This window comes from Deltaproteobacteria bacterium RIFCSPHIGHO2_02_FULL_44_16, assembly GCA_001798185.1.
Taxonomy (GTDB): Bacteria; UBA10199; UBA10199; order 2-02-FULL-44-16; family 2-02-FULL-44-16; genus 2-02-FULL-44-16.
Window position 1 is genome coordinate 112,224 of the sequence record MGRM01000012.1, and the last position, 20,496, is coordinate 132,719.

General features: G+C 43.6%; 21 protein-coding genes. 8 read left to right on the plus strand and 13 right to left on the minus strand.

All coding sequences use genetic code 11. From position 1 onward, the window contains the following. Window positions 1–7: 7 nt before the first annotated feature. The 3 genes from A3C46_09295 to A3C46_09305 all read left to right on the plus strand — a co-directional run bounded on the left by A3C46_09295 (window position 8) and on the right by A3C46_09305 (window position 6,189). Complete coding sequence (locus A3C46_09295) at window positions 8–637, plus strand: hypothetical protein (protein OGQ22460.1); 630 nt, start codon at window positions 8–10, stop codon at window positions 635–637. A 114-nt stretch (window positions 638–751) separates the two neighbouring features. Beyond that, complete coding sequence (locus A3C46_09300) at window positions 752–3,364, plus strand: hypothetical protein (protein OGQ22461.1); 2,613 nt, start codon at window positions 752–754, stop codon at window positions 3,362–3,364. Further along, window positions 3,361–6,189 (plus strand): hypothetical protein, encoded by a 2,829-nt coding sequence (locus tag A3C46_09305; GenBank protein OGQ22462.1) that lies wholly within the window; start codon window positions 3,361–3,363, stop codon window positions 6,187–6,189. Before A3C46_09300 ends, A3C46_09305 begins: the two co-directional genes overlap by 4 nt. A 130-nt stretch (window positions 6,190–6,319) precedes the next feature. Here the strand turns inward: A3C46_09305 and A3C46_09310 are convergent, their stop codons facing one another. Next, window positions 6,320–6,685, minus strand: coding sequence for a conjugal transfer protein TraR (locus A3C46_09310; protein ID OGQ22515.1), 366 nt, complete (start codon window positions 6,683–6,685; stop codon window positions 6,320–6,322). A gap of 57 nt (window positions 6,686–6,742) precedes the next feature. Between A3C46_09310 and A3C46_09315 the strand changes: the two genes are divergently transcribed. Then, window positions 6,743–7,234 carry a hypothetical protein gene (locus A3C46_09315; protein OGQ22463.1) on the plus strand — a complete coding sequence of 164 codons (492 nt, stop codon included), beginning with the start codon at window positions 6,743–6,745 and terminating at the stop codon, window positions 7,232–7,234. 10 nt (window positions 7,235–7,244) lie between these two features. Here the strand turns inward: A3C46_09315 and A3C46_09320 are convergent, their stop codons facing one another. Continuing rightward, window positions 7,245–8,048: a hypothetical protein gene (locus A3C46_09320; protein OGQ22464.1), complete on the minus strand. Its 804-nt coding sequence runs from the start codon at window positions 8,046–8,048 to the stop codon at window positions 7,245–7,247. Between the two features lie 114 nt (window positions 8,049–8,162). Here A3C46_09320 and A3C46_09325 point away from each other — a divergent pair, with 114 nt between their 5' ends. After that, window positions 8,163–8,381 carry a hypothetical protein gene (locus A3C46_09325; GenBank protein ID OGQ22465.1) on the plus strand — a complete coding sequence of 73 codons (219 nt, stop codon included), beginning with the start codon at window positions 8,163–8,165 and terminating at the stop codon, window positions 8,379–8,381. A gap of 1 nt (window position 8,382) precedes the next feature. Then, window positions 8,383–8,637 carry a hypothetical protein gene (locus A3C46_09330; protein OGQ22466.1) on the plus strand — a complete coding sequence of 85 codons (255 nt, stop codon included), beginning with the start codon at window positions 8,383–8,385 and terminating at the stop codon, window positions 8,635–8,637. Window positions 8,638–8,641: 4 nt separating this feature from the next. On the opposite strand, the gene A3C46_09335 is transcribed toward A3C46_09330, so the two are convergent. The 6 genes from A3C46_09335 to A3C46_09360 all read right to left on the minus strand — a co-directional run bounded on the left by A3C46_09335 (window position 8,642) and on the right by A3C46_09360 (window position 13,095). After that, window positions 8,642–9,280 carry a threonylcarbamoyl-AMP synthase gene (locus A3C46_09335; protein OGQ22467.1) on the minus strand — a complete coding sequence of 213 codons (639 nt, stop codon included), beginning with the start codon at window positions 9,278–9,280 and terminating at the stop codon, window positions 8,642–8,644. A 1-nt stretch (window position 9,281) separates the two neighbouring features. Beyond that, on the minus strand, window positions 9,282–9,776 hold the full coding sequence (locus A3C46_09340) for a 5-(carboxyamino)imidazole ribonucleotide mutase (protein ID OGQ22468.1): 495 nt from the start codon (window positions 9,774–9,776) through the stop codon (window positions 9,282–9,284). 89 nt (window positions 9,777–9,865) lie between these two features. After that, a complete protein-coding gene (locus tag A3C46_09345) occupies window positions 9,866–11,134 on the minus strand; it encodes a phosphoribosylamine--glycine ligase (protein OGQ22469.1) in 1,269 nt (422 codons plus the stop codon). 10 nt (window positions 11,135–11,144) lie between these two features. Further along, window positions 11,145–11,567, minus strand: a complete 423-nt coding sequence (locus tag A3C46_09350; protein OGQ22470.1) for a hypothetical protein — start codon at window positions 11,565–11,567, stop codon at window positions 11,145–11,147. Beyond that, window positions 11,504–11,851 carry a hypothetical protein gene (locus A3C46_09355; GenBank protein ID OGQ22471.1) on the minus strand — a complete coding sequence of 116 codons (348 nt, stop codon included), beginning with the start codon at window positions 11,849–11,851 and terminating at the stop codon, window positions 11,504–11,506. Before A3C46_09355 ends, A3C46_09350 begins: the two co-directional genes overlap by 64 nt. Before the next feature lie 80 nt (window positions 11,852–11,931). Beyond that, window positions 11,932–13,095: a hypothetical protein gene (locus A3C46_09360; GenBank protein ID OGQ22472.1), complete on the minus strand. Its 1,164-nt coding sequence runs from the start codon at window positions 13,093–13,095 to the stop codon at window positions 11,932–11,934. A gap of 230 nt (window positions 13,096–13,325) precedes the next feature. On the opposite strand from A3C46_09360, the gene A3C46_09365 reads away from it, so the two are divergent. After that, on the plus strand, window positions 13,326–13,784 hold the full coding sequence (locus A3C46_09365) for a hypothetical protein (GenBank protein ID OGQ22473.1): 459 nt from the start codon (window positions 13,326–13,328) through the stop codon (window positions 13,782–13,784). Continuing rightward, entirely contained in the window at window positions 13,785–14,549 is a 765-nt protein-coding gene (locus A3C46_09370) for a hypothetical protein (GenBank protein ID OGQ22474.1), read from the plus strand. 34 nt (window positions 14,550–14,583) lie between these two features. On the opposite strand, the gene A3C46_09375 is transcribed toward A3C46_09370, so the two are convergent. From A3C46_09375 to A3C46_09395, 5 genes are read right to left on the minus strand one after another with little or no spacing between them, the layout of a single operon-like run. Further along, window positions 14,584–16,227 (minus strand): bifunctional phosphoribosylaminoimidazolecarboxamide formyltransferase/IMP cyclohydrolase, encoded by a 1,644-nt coding sequence (locus tag A3C46_09375; protein ID OGQ22475.1) that lies wholly within the window; start codon window positions 16,225–16,227, stop codon window positions 14,584–14,586. A gap of 48 nt (window positions 16,228–16,275) precedes the next feature. Continuing rightward, on the minus strand, window positions 16,276–17,643 hold the full coding sequence (locus A3C46_09380) for a hypothetical protein (protein OGQ22476.1): 1,368 nt from the start codon (window positions 17,641–17,643) through the stop codon (window positions 16,276–16,278). Beyond that, complete coding sequence (locus A3C46_09385) at window positions 17,640–18,395, minus strand: ABC transporter ATP-binding protein (protein ID OGQ22477.1); 756 nt, start codon at window positions 18,393–18,395, stop codon at window positions 17,640–17,642. The genes A3C46_09380 and A3C46_09385 overlap by 4 nt, the downstream gene beginning before the upstream one ends. After that, window positions 18,392–19,198 carry an ABC transporter permease gene (locus tag A3C46_09390; protein ID OGQ22478.1) on the minus strand — a complete coding sequence of 269 codons (807 nt, stop codon included), beginning with the start codon at window positions 19,196–19,198 and terminating at the stop codon, window positions 18,392–18,394. Before A3C46_09390 ends, A3C46_09385 begins: the two co-directional genes overlap by 4 nt. Window positions 19,199–19,213: 15 nt before the next feature. Then, on the minus strand, window positions 19,214–20,347 hold the full coding sequence (locus tag A3C46_09395; protein ID OGQ22479.1) for an alanine racemase: 1,134 nt from the start codon (window positions 20,345–20,347) through the stop codon (window positions 19,214–19,216). Window positions 20,348–20,496 lie beyond the last annotated feature (149 nt).

The following is a 20,496-nucleotide window of genomic DNA, read 5'->3' on the forward strand; positions in this document are numbered from 1 at the left end:
GCTTATAATGCCCCGCTACCCCATAATTCATATTCCCGACGGAATTTATTCAGTAACCAGCAAATGCAACAATAATGAATTTCTCTTTGACGCTGAAGAGAAGTTTCAATTGTATTTACATCATCTCCTAGAATGTAAACGCAAATTGAATTTCATTATCTATGATCTCTGTTGTATGTCGAACCATGTGCATGAACTTTATCGTGTCACCCGTGGAATTACGATTGCGGATATTCTTCACACCGTTCGTGGACATTTTTCTCAAAAATTTAATACTCGTTTTGGGCGAAGCGGACATTTTTGGAAAAGCAAACCTTACTATCGTATTGTTGAAGACGAGCAATATGCATTTCATCTCATGAATTATTTTCACTTAAATCCTGTAAAGGCCGGCCTTGTTGATAAACCTGAAAATTGGCCTTATTCAGGATATCGCTTTCATATGCTCGGGGACCGAAAAGGACTTATGGGGAGACTACTTAATCAAATTCCTGGAACTTCGAAATCCACAACATCAGTCGATTCTGAAAACTTGTATTTGAACAAGTTACTTCAACGACGTCGATTACGATTTATTGGAACAGAAGAGTTTATAAACAGCATGCAGACAAGATATAAACGAGATAGCGAGAAATAAGTGCCGTGCACTTAAATGAAAAAATTCTCGCTTTAAATGCATTTTTCTTCCAAATAAGTGCACGGCACTTAAGTAAAGTTGACACCGTTCTTCATATCAGCACAAATCTCTCCCATGCCAATAACCTTGATCACAGGCCCGGTAGGCTCAGGGAGAACCACTCTTCTTTTTGAAAAACTTTCGGATGCGCTTGCCAAAGGGAAAGCGGTTTACATTGCCCCCAATGAAACACTGGCAACTGAGCTTCGTACGGCGTTTCTTTCCTTTCTTGAAGAGAGTGGAAAGCGCGCAGCGCTCGTGGGCGACATTTTTCTCTCTCTTCGCAGCTTTGTTTATCGTCTGACACAAAAAACACCGACGATGACTTCATTTCAGCAAACTCTTCTCTGTTTTGAGCTTCTTCAATCACAACAGCTCCGCTATTTCGATCCTCATCACATTTCATTTCAAATCGCTCGAGATGCAGCGAGCAGCATTCATACACTAAAGAAAAACGGAATTTCTCCGGAGCAACTTGAAGTCCTTCTCGAAACTCGTGGTTCATTACAGGAGTACGACCTCCTCACTCTTTTTAAACGTTATGAAACAAAACGAGAGGACCTTCATCTTCTCGACGAAGGTGATCTTTTTCAAAGGGCTTGCAGCCTTTCATATACAGGAGAGATATTTGTCGATGAATTTACTCATCTTCAACCAGGCGAACGGACTCTTTTCCAAAACCTTGCAGCGCAGACACACATGCATCTCACGCTTCCCGAAGCTGATGATGAGCATCAACCTTTTGCCTCTTTTTTGAAAAAATCAATCAGTACCCTTCAACCACTCACTCACACACATCAACAATTACCAAAAAAAAATCATGAAATGGCGCAAACCACGCTTCTTTCGTTACGTTCTTCTTTAGATGAAACACGATTTTGTCTTCAACAACTCCTTGGGACTGAGGATGAATCTTTTTCACCTGCCATGATCGTCACTCGGCAGCGATCTGCTTTTCCAAAAATCTTATTTCAAGAATGGAAAAACGTGCAAAACCCAGAAAGAGCGCCAGCTCCGGTTTCTCGAATCTTTTCCGAAATCCTTCAGATTTCGTTACCAGAAGAGGCTTCACTGCTTACGTTTGCGGAACAACTTCGTAAATCATTGCAACCCACGCACAGCGATCCTTCTCTGCATCTTCGTTTCTTACATCTTCTTCAGACTCTCTCTGCACAAGCACATCTCCTTCAATTGAAAACATTTTCGCGAACCGAATTTTATGAAATCATTCAATTTCATTTGGAACAAGAGAACATCCATCAACCACAACTCCCCTTCGAGACACGGAGTTTTGAAAGAAGTATTTCACAACCACACCCGAGAATCATCATTCCTGAAATGAACGAAGGGAATATTCCTTTTCTTGCTCCGGAACATTTTTTCTTCTCAGACCAGCTCGACTTCTCAGCCTCTCCAAACCCTCTGTTAGATGAAATTTTTCCTGCAGCAGATCAACTATTAGCACTGGATGCTTTTCGATTTTATACGTTTCTCACGAAAGCTACCGAAGAAGTTGTGCTGACCTTTTCTCTTCTCGATCACAAAGGGCAGGAAACAATCCCGTCCTCTTTTGTCAAAAACTTTGGTCCCCCACTGCCCATAGAATCTCAGGTTTTTTCACCTGAAGCTCTGCAGACCCTCGGAACAGAGGCGCTTCTTCAGCGCATCACTATTGAGCAAGAGCGAAGAGCGATGCGAAAAGATCATCTCTCCTACCACGGTCTTATTCAAGACCCGGAAGCGCGAAAGCTCCTCAAAGAGCGCTTTACTCAGGAATGTTTCAGTCCCTCTCGTCTTGAAACCTACGCTGAGTGTCCGATGCGTTTCTTTTTTGAAAAAGTTTTAGGACTCAAACCTGAAGAAGAGATCACTCCTGAAGTTCAACCCAAAGACCGAGGAACTATTATTCATGCTCTTCTAGAATGCTTTTATCGCGACTATCGCAATCTTTTTTCAGCGGCGCTTACTGATGCTTCAAAAGAGAAAGAGATCTCAGCACTTCTCGATCAACTTCTGGATGAAGTTTTTCTTCAGCACGATCATCTCTTGCAACAAAGCGCTCCGGCGCTTCGCCCCTTTGAACGAAAAGCTATTCGAAAAGTGATTGAAAAAACACTTTTCCTCGAACTTGAAACAGCCCGCGCTCTCTCAACTCCTCTCTTGCCTTCACACTGTGAGTGGATTTTTGGAACAGAACACGTAAAACCACTTTCGCTTTCTCTCGAAAATGATGATGACATTTTGATTCAAGGACGTGTCGATCGTATCGATGTGTCGCACGATGGTTCTTCTTTTCTCATTGTCGATTACAAAACCGGAAAATCGATTGAAAGCATTCGAAAAAAAATTGAAGATGGGCTTCATCTTCAAATTCCACTGTATATTGCCGCAGTCCAAAAACTTCTTCTTCCACACGCTTCCGCTCTTGGCGGACTTCTGTTTGCGGTCATGAAAGGTGAAAAGACCTCAGGCATGTTGAAAAAAGAACATAACGAAAAAAGTTTTTCCCTTTCATCTCGTTCGCGCGCGTTGATTTCGGAAGAAGAGTGGGAAGATCTTTTAGAGACAAGTTTCAAATATACCCGTGACTATGTCACCGCGATACGAAATGGAAATTTTTCACATCTGACATCTGAGCCGTGCAAGTACTGTACATTCGCACAAGCGTGTCGCAGAGGAACGTCATGAATCAGCAGGTTTTTACAGAAGCGCAAAGTCAAGCCATCCAGAAAGATGGCTCCATTGCGGTTTTGGCAGGAGCTGGATCTGGAAAAACAAGAGTTCTCATTGAACGATGCAAGCGACTTCTTTTTGAAAAGAATATTTCGTTCGATCGTTTTCTGATCATGACCTTTACGGAAAAAGCAGCCGGAGAACTGAAAGAGCGCCTTCGTCCTCTCCTCTCTCCCCAAGATATCCCTTTACTTGAACGAGCATGGATCGGAACTTTTCATAGCTTTTGCGCACGCGTGCTGCGACTTCATGCCCCTCTTTTAAAACTCGACCCCTCTTTTCACATCCTCGAGGAAAATCGCGCAGACTTCATGATTCATCAACTTATTGATCAAACGCTTTTTTCTTCTCTGGAACATAAACAGCCTGAAGCTCTTCTTCTGATGGAATGTTTTGGATACCGCAATACAGTGCAGCTTCTCGAAGAGCTCATGGGATTTCGATGGCATGTCACTCGTTATCTTTCTCAGGGCCAAGATGACGTGATCAGAGCCTGTTTTACTCTTTTTCAAGCTGTGGAGAAAAAATTCCAGCAACAGCTTCAAAAAGAGAGAAGCCTCGATTTTCAGGAACTCGAGCGTTACACGCTCACACTTTTTCAAGAGCATCCTTCCATATTACGCGAATATCAAAAACGATTTCTCCATCTTTTGGTAGATGAATTTCAGGACACCAATGACCTTCAAACAGAACTGATCACCCTTCTTTTTCATCCCAAGATAAATCATCTTTTTATTGTCGGCGATCCTCGCCAATCCATTTACCGATTTCGAGGTGCCAATCTCACTTCATTTTTTACGATGATCTCTCGTATTCGCGAAAGTGGAGGAGAACTGATTGCGTTATCAGAGAATTTCAGAACACGACCACATATTATAGATTTAATCAATATCACCGCCCGTCCACTTGAAGAAAATCTCTCGCTTCATGCTGACCTCCGTCCCTTTCGAAAAGAGCGAGATCAAAAAGATATCACCCTTCTTCAGTGTCATACGTCAGAAAGTTCAATAGCAGAGAGACGTCATAAAGAAGCAACGTGCATTGCAGCACATATTCGTGAACTCGTTGACGTCGAACATATTCCTTACGGAAATATAGTCTGTCTCTTTCAGGCGATGACCAGTATCGATATTTACGAGCAAGCATTTCAACAACATCAGATTCCCTATCGTATTCATGGAAGCCGGCATTTCTTAGGAAGTAGTGAAATTCAGGATCTCCTTTGCACTCTTCTTTTTGCGGCCAACCCAAAAAATGATACTGCCCTCATGGGACTTGTTCGCTCGCCTCTTTTGGGACTTTCTGATGATGAATGTGTTTTGCTTTCCGGAAAAGAAGGAAAAGATTTTCGAAAAAATATTTTACATCACGCTCACGCAGGTCCTTTTTTAAAAAAACTCTCCTCCCTTCAAAAAAGCATGCTCCCTTCGGAAATTCTTTCGTGGGTTTTACAAACAACGGGATATGAGTGGATCTGCGCACAGCTCGATCCTTCAGGAAAAAAACGGGCTCATCTTGAACAATTTCTCACGTTATTACGATCTCTCGAAACAGAATCTTTTCTTTCTCTTCCTGCATGCGTCGATTATCTTCAGGATCTTTGCGAACGAGAAGCTCGCTTTGGAGATGCGCCTGCGTCTGCAGACAGTAGCAATGTTGTTCATTGCATGAGTGTGCACGCGGCGAAGGGACTTGAATTTCCGATCGTCATTTTGCCCGATCTCATTCGTCGCGCATCTCTCTCCACGAAGCCGTGGTGTTTTATTCGAAACCGAGGACTTGGACTCAAATTACACAATCCCGATTCCCCTTTTGACTCACTTGTCGCAACCAAAAGCTATGAAGAGCTTCACTCGCTGAATAACAAAGAAGAAGAACAAGAATCTCGTCGTTTGTTGTATGTGGCCATGACCCGCGCAAAAGATCGATTGATCCTTCCGATCCACCAAGATGAAAAAATTCGCGGAGAGTGGCATGGTTGGCTTCTTCCAGCACTGAAGCAAATATCTGCTTTTACGGTAAACACTCAGCTCCCAGAAAACGAAGAAAAAACTTTCTCACGTGAAAAAGTTGAATTACCTCTGACATATAAAGTACCAAAAAACACTTCACGTTTTCTCCATCAATCTCCCATCATCAGTGTTTCTGAAATTGAAACATACGACCGTTCTCCTGAAGAATATGAGCAAAAATATATTTTCGGTTTTTCTCCTGAACTCACACTCCCAAATTCAGAAACTCTCTCTCCTACTCTTTATGGATCTCTTCTCCATGAAGCGCTCGAAATACTTTCGCACTCTTCCACCGACTCGATTGCGACAGCTTTGACAGATGCATGTCACTCACACCATCTCATCCCCGAGGCCTCATGGATGAGCTCACTGACAACAACACTTGAACCGTTTATGACGACTTTCGGTACACAGTTTTGCGAAGGAGAACATGAACTGCGCTTTGATTGGAAACGAAAGGACAGTATCATCACCGGAAAAGTCGATTGGCTCCGACCAAAAAACGGAGGATATGAAATCATTGATTTTAAAACAGACCGAACTTTCAACGGATCAATTGAGGAACATGCAAAAATGTATGATCTTCAAATGATGATCTATGCACTTGCATTAGAAGAAGGCCTTGGACTTTCCATTCTTGAAACAACGCTTTATTTTCTGGAAACAGGAAAAACCATTTCAACACCGATGACAGTTCAACGAAAAAAAGAGGGAAAAAAACGCCTTGCAGCGATTCTTAAAAAAATGTGCGGTGAATTTATATCTTAGGACCATCTGAAAAACTTCAAAAATGTCATTCCCGCGCAGGCGGGAATCCAGTATTGTCAGTAACTTCTGGATCCCTGCCTTCGCAGGGATGACAACATCAACAGTAAGTCAGAATTTTTTAGAGATTCCGTTATTCGGCGTAACCGCGTTCGACGCGTTCCAGTTCTTCTTTGCAACGAATGCACATTTCAGCAACTGGACGCGCTTCAAGACGTTTCACATCGATCTCTTCTTCACAACGTTCACAGACGCCGTATGTTCCGAGTTCGATTTTTTGAATGGCTTTATCGATTTTTTTGAGTAAGACCAATTCACGATCACGAAGTCGCAAATTCATTGATTGGTCAGCTTCAGTGGCAGCAAGGTCGACTTCGTCAGGAAGATCGGCCTGCTCAACCCCAAGACCTGCTTCACGCGTCAGATCAGCTGTTTGAACCAGTTCCTTACGTCTTTCATCCAAAATCTTTTTAAATCGGTCGATATCACGTTTTTTCATAAACCCTCCCAAAGCGCTGCAGTATTCCCGGATCATTATTTCTTGTCAATAAGGGGCTTGCAGCGCCACTCCTTTTTTTGTTATTTTTCAAGAGTGAAGAAGCCAAAGTTCCTGACGCGACTTGATCATATCCTTGAAACCACCTCTTCCCGCCTCGGTTTACGAAAGAAGATGAAACAATACCATCTCTGGCATCAATGGGAATCGATTGTGGGTCCCACCCTCGCTGCGAACACCGAGCCCTCCTCGTGGAGAGGTTCTCTTCTGGTGATCAAAACAAAAAACTCTTCATGGCTTCAGGAACTCTCCTTTATGAAAGCCGAGTTACTTTCCAAAATCCAAGCAGCTTCGCCTCAATATCCTATTCGCGATATTCGTTTTGAAATTGGGACGATATCGACAGGACATTCGCCAATCCAAAAAACTGCAACTTTAACTGCTGAAGAAAAAGAATTTATCGATCAAGTCACTTCAGAGCTTGTCGACACTGAACTTCGCGAAGCAGCAAAACGAGCCATGGAAAAAGGATTTGCGAGGAAAAAGGGATAACTATTGCTCATTAAAGAAAACGTGAGCCACCAGCATGCGATGGGGTCCAACCTTGACGTCGAGACAAAACGCCAACACGTTCGAAAATGCGTTCTCGAACAAGATCCTGGCCAAATCGATCCGGAAAAGAATCGCCACTTAATCTATCAACTGCATCTGTGATTGCTTGTCGTTTTGCTGCGACTTGGCTTCGATATGGTTCTCTCAAATCATCCGCATGGGCATAGCGAAGTGCTCTCATTTCATTGGGGAATTTTTCTCCTAATATCTCCATAATTTGTTTTATTTTTTTGCCAAATTCATTTTTACCAGAAACCAACTTAAGATCCAAATTATCTGCAGCAATTGAAAAAGCACCTTTTGATGGACAAATTTCAGTTTCTTCTCCAGCGACATAATAGAAAAAGCCATCTTGTCGCATTCCCTTTTCATCTACCTCAAAACCAAAACCGGTAATTCGAACCTGAGAAACACCAAACTGAACTAAATCCCCAATGAAAAACTGCGCTGACACCTGCGGTGACATCCCAAAAGAAACACCATAATTTTCTGCTTTGGAATCTGTTCGATCAAAAGCAAATCGCCATCGTCGAGGAAGGCTTGTCGGAAAAGAAGGAGAAAGCGATTGAAGTCGAAACTCTGTTCCATCTTTTTGTAATAATAATGCTAAAAGCGTTACCAAAGTTGAATTACTACCATCAGGACACTTTTCTTGATAAATTCGATCACGAATTCCATCACCATTCAAATCAGGGGTTGAAAGGAGTAAACGCTCAGGATGAGCGCACCCAACCAGATTTCCGACACTTATCATTTCCTCCTTGGTATTTAGAGTTTCTAAAATCAATATTCCAAATAATGTCGAGAATAAATTCGATTGACTGAAAAAGCTTTCTAAAGCATACTTTAGAAAGATTTAGGAGGAAATATGTCCCGAGAAGCCTTTGCCACCAAACTACCGCCAGAACTTGTCAAAACACTTGATGAAGTGTGTGAGCGTTTTGGATTTCGCAAAAACTATATTATTGAAACTGCTCTTCGTGAAAAACTTGAAGATATTCTCGATACCCACGATCTTGATGAATCAGTCAAAGAAGCAACGGGCTTTCATTCCTGGAAAGCCCTCAAAAAAGAATTAAAATTATAATATGCCATATCATGTTGAACTTGAGACAAAGGCACTTAAAGAATTTCGCTCTCTTCCAAAAGAGATTCAACGCAACTTTGCAGATATCATCAAAGATCTCGAACAAAATCCTCGTCCACCAGGAATAAAAAAACTTACAAACTATGAAGGTTATCGTGTACGAAGCGGTACCTATCGGCTTTTATATACTATCGAAGATAAATCTAAACTCGTTCGAATTTATCGGATTGGTCATCGAAGAGAAATTTATCGCTAATCTTTTATTTCCCTTGAAAACACTTGATAAGATCTTCGGCAGGAATCGCTCCCTCACGAATAATGCGCATGGACTCTTCAGCAACATCGACCACGGTCGAACCTCGAGAAGGTTCGTATTCACCGCCATCAATAATACAGGGAATTTTATTTCCAAAATATTTCAGCACATGTTTCGCCGTTAGTGATGGGGGATAATCTGAAGGATTCGCACTTGTCGTGGTAATAGGACGACCAAACGCACGCACAATAGCAGAGGCAATCGGATGAGAAGAGATTCGAATGCCAACTTTTCCGGTATTGGTCACATACGTTTTTGAAATAAGTTTCGACGCTGGAAAAAGAATGGTCAGTGCTCCGGGCCAAAAAGTACGAGCAAGTTTTAAGGCTTGATCAGAGACAGAAGAAGCACACTGACGGAGCATGGCGAGATCTGAAATGAGAATAGAAATGGGCAATCCCACATCGCGCGCTTTGAGTGCATAAATATTTTTGACCGCTTTCTCATTAAAAACATCAGCGCCAAGTCCGTAGATCGTTTCCGTCGGATATGCGATCACTTGTCCATCGCGCAAAAAGGTAACAGCTTGTTCAATGAGTTCTTCTGAAGGTTGTTGAGAATCCACAGTAAGAATGGTGGTCATACTATCGATTGATCTCCCGATCTCGTTCTTCGATCTGATCCGCCATCTTCTTTCGAAATTGTCGTAATTTTTCTTTCAGTGGTTGATCTGAAAGCGCGAGAATTTCAGCTGCAAAAATTCCCGCATTTTTTGCTCCTGCATTTCCAATGCACATCGAGGCAACCGGAATTCCACCAGGCATTTGTGCAGTTGAAAGAAGCGCGTCCAGTCCTTGCAGTGGAGAGGAATCAAGCGGAACACCAATAACCGGAAGAACAGTTTTTGCGGCCACCACACCGGCAAGATGAGCAGCATAGCCAGCTCCAGCGATAATCACCCCGATGCCGCGACCTTCCGCTTCCGCAACAAGTTTAGCTACCTTGTCAGGAGTACGATGCGCTGAAGCAACGTGTTTCTCCGAAGGAATCCCAAACTCCGTCAGTATTTTTTCCGCCTCTTCCATCACCGGCAGATCACTTGCAGATCCCATGAGAATAAGCACTTGTGGTTTAGTCATAGTCATCCTTTCATGAAGACCACCGACTATTGACCATGGACCATTGACTAAAACTAAAAGGTCTATGGTCCGTGGTCCATTGTCTATGGTCAGCGCAGAGCGCGTTGTCCAATATCTTTTCGGTACTGACATCCGTTCCAATGAATTCCTGAAACCGCTTCATACGATTTTTGAAGAGCCACCTGCATATTTGAACCGAGCGCTGTGACCCCGAGCACGCGACCGCCATTCGTGACAATGCGGCCATCCACTTCTGCGGTCCCTGCATGAAAGACAGTGACATCCGGAAGTGAAGCAACGTTCTCGAGACCGGTGATCACATTTCCTCGATCTCCTTTTTCCGGATAGTCTTTAGCCGCCATAACAATGCAGACAGCAGGACGAGCATCCCATTCCAGTTCAAAACGATCGAGTCGTCGAAGCATGGCTGCTTGAATGACATCAATCACATCATTTTTCAGACGCATCAACAGTGGCTGTGCTTCAGGATCGCCAAAACGAACATTGAATTCCAGAAGCTTCGGCTCACCTTGAGCAATCATCAGACCAGCATAGAGAATGCCAGTGAATGGCGTCCCTGCCATCGCCATCCCTCGCAGTGTCGGAAGCATAATCTGCTCCATCACTTTTCGATGTACACTTGGCGTTACAATCGGAGCAGGAGAATAAGCTCCCATACCTCCCGTGTTCGGCCCGCGATCGTGATCGAGAAGTCGCTTATGATCTTGCGATGAAGCTAAGGGGAGAACATGCATCCCATCAGCGATAGCAATAAATGAAGCCTCTTCTCCATCAAGTTTTTCTTCGATCATGACGGTGGTGCCAGCATCTCCAAATACTTTTTGCTTCATCATGAGTTCGACAGCATCCTGAGCTTCCTCTTTTGTTTCACAAACAATGACGCCCTTTCCACTTGCAAGACCATCTGCTTTCACCACACACGGACCATCAATTTTGGAGAGAGAGTGAAGTGCACTTTTAAGATCTGTAAAAATTTCGGCCCGTGCTGTTGGGATTGCATATTTTTGACAGAAGCGTTTTGTAAAAACCTTTGAAGCTTCAAGTTGTGCTGCAAGTTTAGTGGGACCAAAAATATGGAGTCCCCGTTTTTGAAATTCGTCTACAATGCCCAACACTAATGGTCTCTCTGGTCCTACAATGGTGAGATCAACTTTTTTCTCTGCAGCAAAGTTCACAAGTTTTTCAATATTATCAGCGGCAATATCAACACACGTTGCAAGATCAGCAATGCCAGCATTTCCCGGAGCGCAATAAATCTTTTTGATTTTGGGAGACTGCGCTAGTTTCCACACAAGCGCATGCTCTCGTCCGCCACTGCCAATCACCAAAACTTTCATTTCTTCTCCACTATGAGATATGAATTCTTTTTTGTAAATTTTTTGAAACCGCAGTAATCGCCGGAATAAAGGAATTCCTGATCAACAGATAGATCTCATAGGCTTTATCAGCAGAATAAATGTGAACAATTTCATTTCTTTTTTTTACGATAAGAGGGAAAATTTCTTCGCTTTCTTGCGATACCAATCCGATCTTAAAAGCTTCTTTAAAACATTGAAGAGGAGTTGCTGTTTCAACCCCTTCTTCCAGGAGCAATTCTTTTAAAAGTTTCCAAAGAGTTTCATAGGTATATTCGAAACGCTTTGTGACAATTTCAATAATGATCTCTTCTTTATATTGAGCACGAAACGTATCTGAGACCGCTTCATTTAATTTTTCGAAGCTTGCTTTAAAGTCTTCAAAAGATCGCTGCAATTTTTCCCCACGTGCCATATTTCAATCTCCTTTAAGGCTTCTTTCTTGACTTTTTGGTCCACACTCGAAAAATCAACAAGATCGATTTTTTTGAGCATTGGTGTCTCTTGGTTGAGGATCTCTTCAATCTCGACAAATGCAGCTGCTGGTATTTCGCGATGTGCAAAAATTCCAATATCGATATCTGAACTTTTCAGCGCAACTTTTTTTGCCCGTGAACCAAAAAGAAAAACAATACAATCTTCTTCACGAAGCCAGTGAAAAATTGTATTAAGAATAAATGTCTTTTCAAGATCTTTCACTCGACCACCAACATATTCACAAAACCTCCATTAAGCCACGCACATACGCTATTTTAAGAGTGAGGACAAGGAGGAGAATATTACTCAGAAATGCGCGTTACATAAATCGGATTATGCCCACTAGACGCTCCTTTAAAACTAAGAGTTCCATCTACGCCAATGCTCGAAATCTCATAAATTTCTGGTACGCTATCCCTGCTTGTCTGACATCGAACTCTGGTTCCGGGGTATAGCCCGTTTTGCTCGATAGCCTGAAACCTTTCAGCAGTTGAAAAACCATGAGGACCATCAATCCTTCGGAATTCGAATCTATTGCGCGGAACAGGTTTTCTCTTTAAACTTTTCATGAGCGCACAATATCGACCATATGCATGATCAACCTTCAAACGACTCTTGAATTGTTCAATCAAGTTGGAAGCAAGCTCACTTAAAGATTTACTTCCTTTTGCCATCTCGACCGTCGCACGAAGAGAACGTAATAGCGTTGGTCTTTCTTTTAAATATGCACTTCGATCAGCTTGTTCAATAAGTTCATCTGTTGCATCATCTAGCGCTTGCGCAAGGTCATTATCTGTAGGACCAGATTGTCCAGATCCTTCTCCACCATCAACTGATGACATAAAGATGGGAACACTTCCGACAGAAACAATGGCCGCAGTATCAATGGAGATGGCCATTCCACTTGCTGCAGCAGCTTGAACCAAAGCCCCTTGACTTCCTGGAACAAAGGCAGGCATTGGAAAAGTTTCCGCTGGAGTGAGACGCAGTGGAGTTGTTCCACTCAGCGGAGCTCCAGCAGCCGCTACATCGAAGGCAATAAAAAGACCATCACTCACTGCAGCTCCTAACTCAGATTCATTGCGAGCATTTTGCGCCATTTCTACTCGATCAGGGATTGATTTTAAAACTTCGGGAATCATTGCCATTCCCCAGACGGCATAACAGGAAATCATGGAAAAACCATACATAGGACCAAAATCAACACCAAGAGCCACAGAAACAGCATCATCACATTTCTCCCAATGAGAACGAACCCCAGTATCTCTTTCCCAAAAGGCATCGACTGTTCTGGATGAATACCCCAAACCAAATTGATACCAGTTAAAGGAGGGGCTGTAAGCATCAGAGAATTCAGCAATTGATTGAGTTGAGTTGAGTTGAGTTGAGTTGAGTTGAGTTGAAAACAGCTCTTCACTATTGAGGCAACTCGTTACTAAAGGATCACAGCGATCGATATTGGTCATATTTTTCTCCTCTTTGAATTCACCTTATTTTCGTCAAATCAAAATATTATCGGAGTAAGAATCTTTTGGTTGCTCATAAAAGCTTTTTTAGTTTAAAAGCAAACTATCCACAAAAATAACAATCTAATTGACTTATAGTCGTTTGTTTGTCATTATCTAAGTGCATGAAAAAAAGCGAAATGTTACAGGCACTTAAGCTCCTAGATAGTCGACTTCCAAAAAAAGTCACGATGCTTATTGGAGGTGGATCGGCGATGCTTCTGGCTCACGATGTTCCTCTTACAACGGCAGACATTGACGGACTTCCTCTCTCAACTGATCTGAGTCCCGCTGAACTCGACAATATTGTCAAGGACGTTGGCCAAGAATTGAAAATCGGAGGTCAATGGTACAACTCTTATTTCAGCACCTTCACCTACTCTCTTCCCAAGGATTTTCGCGATCGACTCATCACCGTCTATAAAGGAAAAATGCTCCACGCTCTTGCTCTCGGTGCAGAAGATATTCTCATCATGAAATGTTTTGCAGGAAGAGAAAAAGATATCGGGCACGCCAAAGCTTTGATCAAACGTGGCGCTGACACCGACCTGGTGGAACACCAGCTTGATAACCTTCAGGGAAAAGGACTTCCTGGAGCTGAAAATGCTTTGGATTTTCTACATGATTTACTCGATCAACTTGAGGTTTGAATGATCAAAAAAATTCCAACTGATCGACATTTAAGCCGTCTCTATTTTGAACTTCGAAAGCATGGCGCTCATTGTATCGGCGAGAAATATCGGTGGCCATATCGGTTTCGTTCGCTTGAAGAACTTATCGCCTTAGCTTGTGATATGTCACGCTATGATCCACGCTTGATAACTATTCTGGTCAATTTCTTTATCGAACATCGGAATAAACTGAATCCAGCGCAGATTCGCTCTTTTTATTCTGCTATGAAAACAGTTCAAACAATTGCGATCATTTGCGAATTTGTACGTGATGCTGGAGATGACGAACTCAAATATTTCTGCAACTATCTTCAAGCGGGTCTCGCCCCTCTTCCCCTTCAATTCTATTTCTATCATCTTTCATCTCCAGGCGGAGCGATTGCAGAGCGCACTCTTGAAGCATCTCTTACGCAATATAAGCGCTGGGGGTTTCTCGCGCGAGAAGCACCTCGCTTGGAGAGTGACCGTCATGCTTCTCTTGGAAAACTTGATCTAGCTTCCCGTCGCAATATTCTCCGTCGACTTCTTGCGACTCGAAAACAAATTAAAGTTTCAGATTATCTCGAAGCAACGGGTCATATAATCTCACGACAACAAGCTCTCCTCGATCTTTCCAATTCTTCTTTTGCAAAACTCGCAGGCAAAGGTCGCGGCAGCCATTGGATTGCCAAGAAAAATATTCTTCAAGGATTTCTTGGCGACATGGACACGCGAAATGTTCGTGATGAAAATGATCGGTTGTGACCAATAAGTGTCTGACACTTATTGGTCAACCACTCTAATGATGAAAATGCCGTTTACCGGTGAAGACCATGGCGATATTATGTTCATTGGCAGCTTCAATGACTTCATCATCGCGAAGAGAGCCACCGGGTTGGATGATGGCTGTGATCCCTGCTTTTGCTGCAATATCAACACCATCACGAAAAGGAAAAAAGGCATCCGACCCCAGGGACTGCGTCCCTCTTCTGGGTATTTTTTGGGAGTTCAATTTTTTAATTGCTTGTTCAACTGCATCCACTCGACTTGTCTGGCCAGCGCCGATACCAAAGGTTTGATCTTCTGATGCAATCACAATGGCATTAGACTTCACATGTTTACACAGTCTCCATGCAAAGTTAAGAGCTACACCCTCTTCCTGGGATGGTGAACGTTTGGTCACGATTTGATATTGATGAATGTTTTCTTCTCCCACATCTCGATCTTGAACCAGCAAACCACCTGCAACTTTGCGAAGGGTCAATCCTGGAGAAGCTCCTCGTTTTCCTAAACCCTCCACTTCCAGCAAACGAAGATTTTTTTTCTTCGACAAAAGTACTTTTGCTTCATCTGAAAACGATGGCGCCAAAATCACTTCAAAAAAAGTTTCCCCGATCGCCTCTGCAGTCGCTTTATCGAGTTCTCGACTCAGCGCCACAATACCACCAAAAGCCGAAAGCGCATCGGCATCTCGCGCTTTGCAAAATGCATCCGCGAGAGACATTGATGAAACTGAGGCCCCGCAGGGATTTGCGTGCTTGATGATGACAGCAGCAAAAGGAGCATCATTGAAATCTTTGATCACCGAAAGAGCCGCATCAGCATCCATAATATTGTTGTAGGAGAGCTCTTTCCCGTGAAGTTGTCGCGCATTGAAAATGCTTGGCTCAGACAAACTGTCATTCCCGCGAAGGCGGGAATCTCCTGAGATCCCTGCTTTCGCAGGGATGACAACCATATTACTCACATCACGATAGAGCGCAGCTCTCTGATGCGGATTTTCTCCATATCTCAAGGCTTGCGCCTTTTCATAGATAAGTCCTAGCGTTTTGGGGAAATCTGCAACCTTTTCTTCATTCTCAAATCCAGTAAGATAGTTTGCAATCGCTGCATCATACCGAGCCGTCGTTGCAAAAACTTTTTGTGCTAAACGGAACTTCGTTCCTTTCGAAAGTTCTCCCTGATTTTTTTTCATTTCTTCAAGCACCGACACATAATCAGCATGATCCACAATAACCGCAACATCGTGATAATTCTTCGCAGCAGCGCGAAGCATGGTCGGACCACCGATATCGATATGTTCGATGGCGTGAGACAAGGAGCAACCATCAGCAACGGTTTTTTCAAAAGCATAGAGATTGACCACAACAAGATCGATCGTCTCGATCTTTTGTTCTTTCAGTTCCTGCAGATGAATTTTGTTTTGACGAATCGCAAGCAGACCACCATGAATTTTCGGATGAAGTGTTTTCAGTCTTCCATCGAGAATTTCAGGAGAACCGGTGTAATCGGAAACATCTCTCACTACAATTCCAGCATCTCGCAAAACTTTTGCCGTTCCTCCGGTCGAAAGAATTTCAACGCCAAGCGCGGCAAGCTCTTGAGCAAAAGCAACAATGCCGGTTTTGTCGGTAACACTGATAAGAGCACGTTTGATTTTCATAAATTTATAACGTCATCCTGAACGAAGTGAAGGATGACATTTTAGACTTCATTTACCCAATAAGCTGGACCCACCTGTAAATCGTGCAAGTTTTTTAAAGTCATCTTCTACAATTTTAAAGCCTGCTCCGACAAACCAATCGGTTTTTTGCAAAGGATTGAGCATGTCATCAGCGCCGCCAACCACAAAAAAGTTCTTGGTCACATCCACATCACCTAAAAGTTTTAAGTGAACTTTTTCATTCGCAGCAGAGGGAAAGTCAAACGCGGAGAAATGCACCCCAAACGGTCCATGATCATAGTCAAGTCCAAGACCGCCGGTGGATTCAATAATTCCACCTCGAATTTGAAAATCATAAAACTGTTTTGCAAGCTGGACTGAAAAAAGAAGACTGTTGCGATTCGTCGTCGAGGTATCGGTCGTTACATTCGTCGTTGCGCCGCCAACCGTCACACTTGTTTGTTGAAGCACATGCTTGGGAGTTGGATCAGGATCAGAAACCAGATCGATAAGAAGCGCTTTATCGGGGACAGGTCGCAGAGAGAGAGAAATATAATTTTTAAAGTCTTCGGACTCACCAAGAAATTCAGTATGAAAACCGAGTTGCGTTTCTAATTTATTAAATCCTCCGAGTGTTTCATTCAAACCATCCAACGATTCATTGAGTTTCTCAACAGTCTCTTCATCGTTCACGAGCTTGCCGATGGTCCCCTCGCCACGATTAATTTTTCCGGTAATCGAAGAAATATTTTCAATGGAATGCTCCACATCCTGTCGCCCCTGCTCAATCAACTCACGAAGTTCCTGGGTGAGCGCCGCCATATTACTCGCAATACGATCGATGTTTTCGGTATTGCGAAGTGTCAGCTCTTTAATCGCCTCCGTAAATTCTTCAAGATTATGAATCGCATTATTCACCGGGGCTCCGCTATCTCCCGCCAGATTTCTCATGTTTCCCGTAATGGCTTTGACATCATTCCCAATCTCTGAAAATTGAGAAATAATATCGTTCAAATCTCCTGAACGTGTGCTGTCTTTGATTTCATCCCCATCGCTCAAACGATTCTCATCGCTTCCGGGAACAAGCTCGACATAGGTTTCGCCCAGATAACCACGACTGCGAAGCTTTGCCTTGCTATCAACAGGAAGTTTGACTTCAGGATTAAGACGCAATCGAATCCGAGCTTTGCGAGAATCGACCAGATCGATCTCTTTCACCACTCCCACGGCAACGCCGGCAAGTTCAACAGGAGCTTTCTTTTTTAAACCTGTCGCCGAATCGACTTCAAAGGTCAGATCATAACCTCGACCAGTCACAGAAGTGCGATCAGCAACTCGAATCGTGGCCCAAAAAAGCACGATAAGAATGAGAAAAGTAAAGAGGCCAACTTTGACTTCCGTGGTTCGTTCTCTCACTGCGTCCTCCCTTTATGATTAGCACGGTGTGCAGCCTGCAAAAAATCCTGAACGACTGACTGAGGAGAAGCCTGAAAGGCTTCTGGTGGTGCACATTCAATCACTTTTCCTTCATGCATCATCGCAATTTGATCTGCAACACGAAGAGAAGATTGAATATCGTGACTAATGACAACCGAGGTGACTGAAAGCTCCTGCTGCATGGACAAAATCAGATTATCGATCGCAACAGTCATGATGGGATCGAGGCCGGTTGTCGGTTCATCGTAAAGAATAATGCGGGGTTCAAGCGCAAGCGCTCGCGCAAGGCCAACTCGCTTTCGCATTCCTCCTGAAAGTTCGCTCGGCATTTTTTCCGCAGCATCGGGAAGACCCACGAGTTTGAGCTTTTCTTTGACGATGCGTGAAATTTTTTTGGGATCACGTTCTCGATCATGTTCCACAAGAGGAAATGCAATATTTTCCGTAACTGTCAATGAATCAAAGAGAGCTGCATGTTGAAAGACCATTCCAAAACGTTTTCGAAATTCATTGAGTTCATGACGTGAAAGTTTGTTGATATCAGTTCCGTCGACAATCACTTTTCCTTGCTCTGGCGTAAAGAGTCCGATGATATGCCGCAGGAGCACTGTTTTCCCGCATCCTGAAGCTCCGAGAATAACCGTAATCTTCCCTTTCGGAATTGTCAGATCGATTCCTCGAAGAACCTTTTGTTTGCCAAACGATTTATGGATGTTTTTCAGTTCAATCATTTTGAAATAAATTCCAGTATCCACGTCGTTAAAAAATAATCGAGCACAAGGACAGTAACAGCAGAAGCGACAACTGCTTGCGTTGTTGATTTTCCAACTCCAGCAGCCCCTGATGTCGTGCGAAAACCCATAAAGCAACTGATCGAAGCAATCGCAAAACCAAAAATAGCGGATTTAAGAAGTCCTCCTAAAAGATCGTCGACGTCGACATAATAATAAAGAAGCGTCAGGAATGGTCCTTCATGAATCGAGAGAAGGTGAACGCCCACAAGATACGCGCCAATAATACCGATAAAATTAAAAAGCATGGTCAGCAGCGGCATCATGACGGTTGTCGCCGCAACACGCGGAACAACAAGATACTGAATCGGATCGACCGCCATTGTCTCGAGCGCATCGATCTGTTCGGTCACCCTCATGCTTCCAAGCTCTGCTGCCATAGCAGAGCACGCACGAGCAATGACCATGAGCGCGGTAAACACCGGAGAGAGTTCTCGTGTGAGCGACATGCCAACGGTAGCTCCCACCATACTTTCCATATTAAAAAGTTCGAACACTTCTCCTGATTGAAGCGCAAAGACTGCACCTGTAAAAAATGAGGTGAGTGCAATAATCCCGGTTGATTTCACACCAACAAATTCCATCTGACGAAAAAACTGGCGCATGCGAAACGGAGGACGTAAAAACCAAACAAAGGTAAGCTTTACAAAATGACACCACGCTCCGAGGGTGTGCAGAGAAGAGAGAAGACGAGCGCCTACATTCCCTGCAATGGATGTGATACTAAGCGCAACACGATTCATGCTTCACTCCACCTTTCATTCTTTGCAGACACGAGGTATCCGTTTTGAAATGCCGCAAAAAATTTCATACGGAATGGTTTCAGCCCATGTTGAAATTTCACTCACATCAATGAAAGCATTCCCCTGTTTTCCGAGAAGGATGACTTCATCGCCTACTTGTACGGTGAGCGCAAGCGCGGAAACATCGAGCATAATCATATCCATCGTGACTCTTCCTATCACCGGAACACGTGTACCTCGTACAAGCACGCAAGCCCTTCCAGAAACATTCCAGGGATAGCCATCTGCATAGCCGATGGGCACAACAGCAAGACGCGTTTTGTGTTTTGTCACAAAGGTGCCGCCATAACTGACACGCGATCCCGCGGGAATCCATTTTAAAAGTGAGATGGCGCTTCGCAACGACATTACGGGCTGAAGTTTTATCTGAGGAGGAAGCACATGACTTGCAACAGTACCATAGAGTGCAATGCCAGGTCTTACTCCCCAACACTCTCCCTCACGCGATGTCATTACGTTTCGCATAATGGCTTCTGAGTTGGAGGCATGCCACAGGGAGACAGAAGAAAAATGCGAAAGGATCATTGTCCGTGCGAGTTCAAATTGTTCTGCTTGATACGCGGTATAGACAGCATCTTCTGCCGACGCAAAATGGGTCATCACTCCGACAAGTTTCAATACCTGCGATACTTGAAGTCGGAGAAGCACGGACTTTAAACTTTCAAGACGAACACCGAGACGATTCATCCCGGCATCGACCTGGAGATGCACGGAAAGTTCTGTCGACGCCGAAGCTGCACCCTCAAGAAGCTCAATCGCATCGAGCGAATGAATCACCGGAAGAAGTTTTGCTTGGATCATCGCCTTTGCGGCAGCGCTTCCGCAGCCGAGCATCCCTCCCATCACAATAATTGGAACCGCAATCCCAGATTCACGCAGCTCAATTCCCTCTTCGACCGTTGCAACCCCGAGCGCGTGAACTCCCTTGACAATAAGTCGCTTCGCAACAGGAACAGCGCCATGACCATAAGCATCAGCTTTTACAATCGCGATGATTTTCGTCGTTTTCGGAAGGAGAGACGTGATGTGAACAAGATTATGCTCGAGCGCTTTCAGGTGAATCACGGCTTCTGTAGGACGAAAATTCATATTCTCATGTCTTTTCAATGTGTTAGCTGTTGATTTCTAACAGGCAAAACAATGGTTGTCAATGCAGCGATGACCACAATTCATTTTCAATGAAGATGACATGAAATAGCATTCTTTGACATTCTTCACGCCATCTGTGAACTTCATGA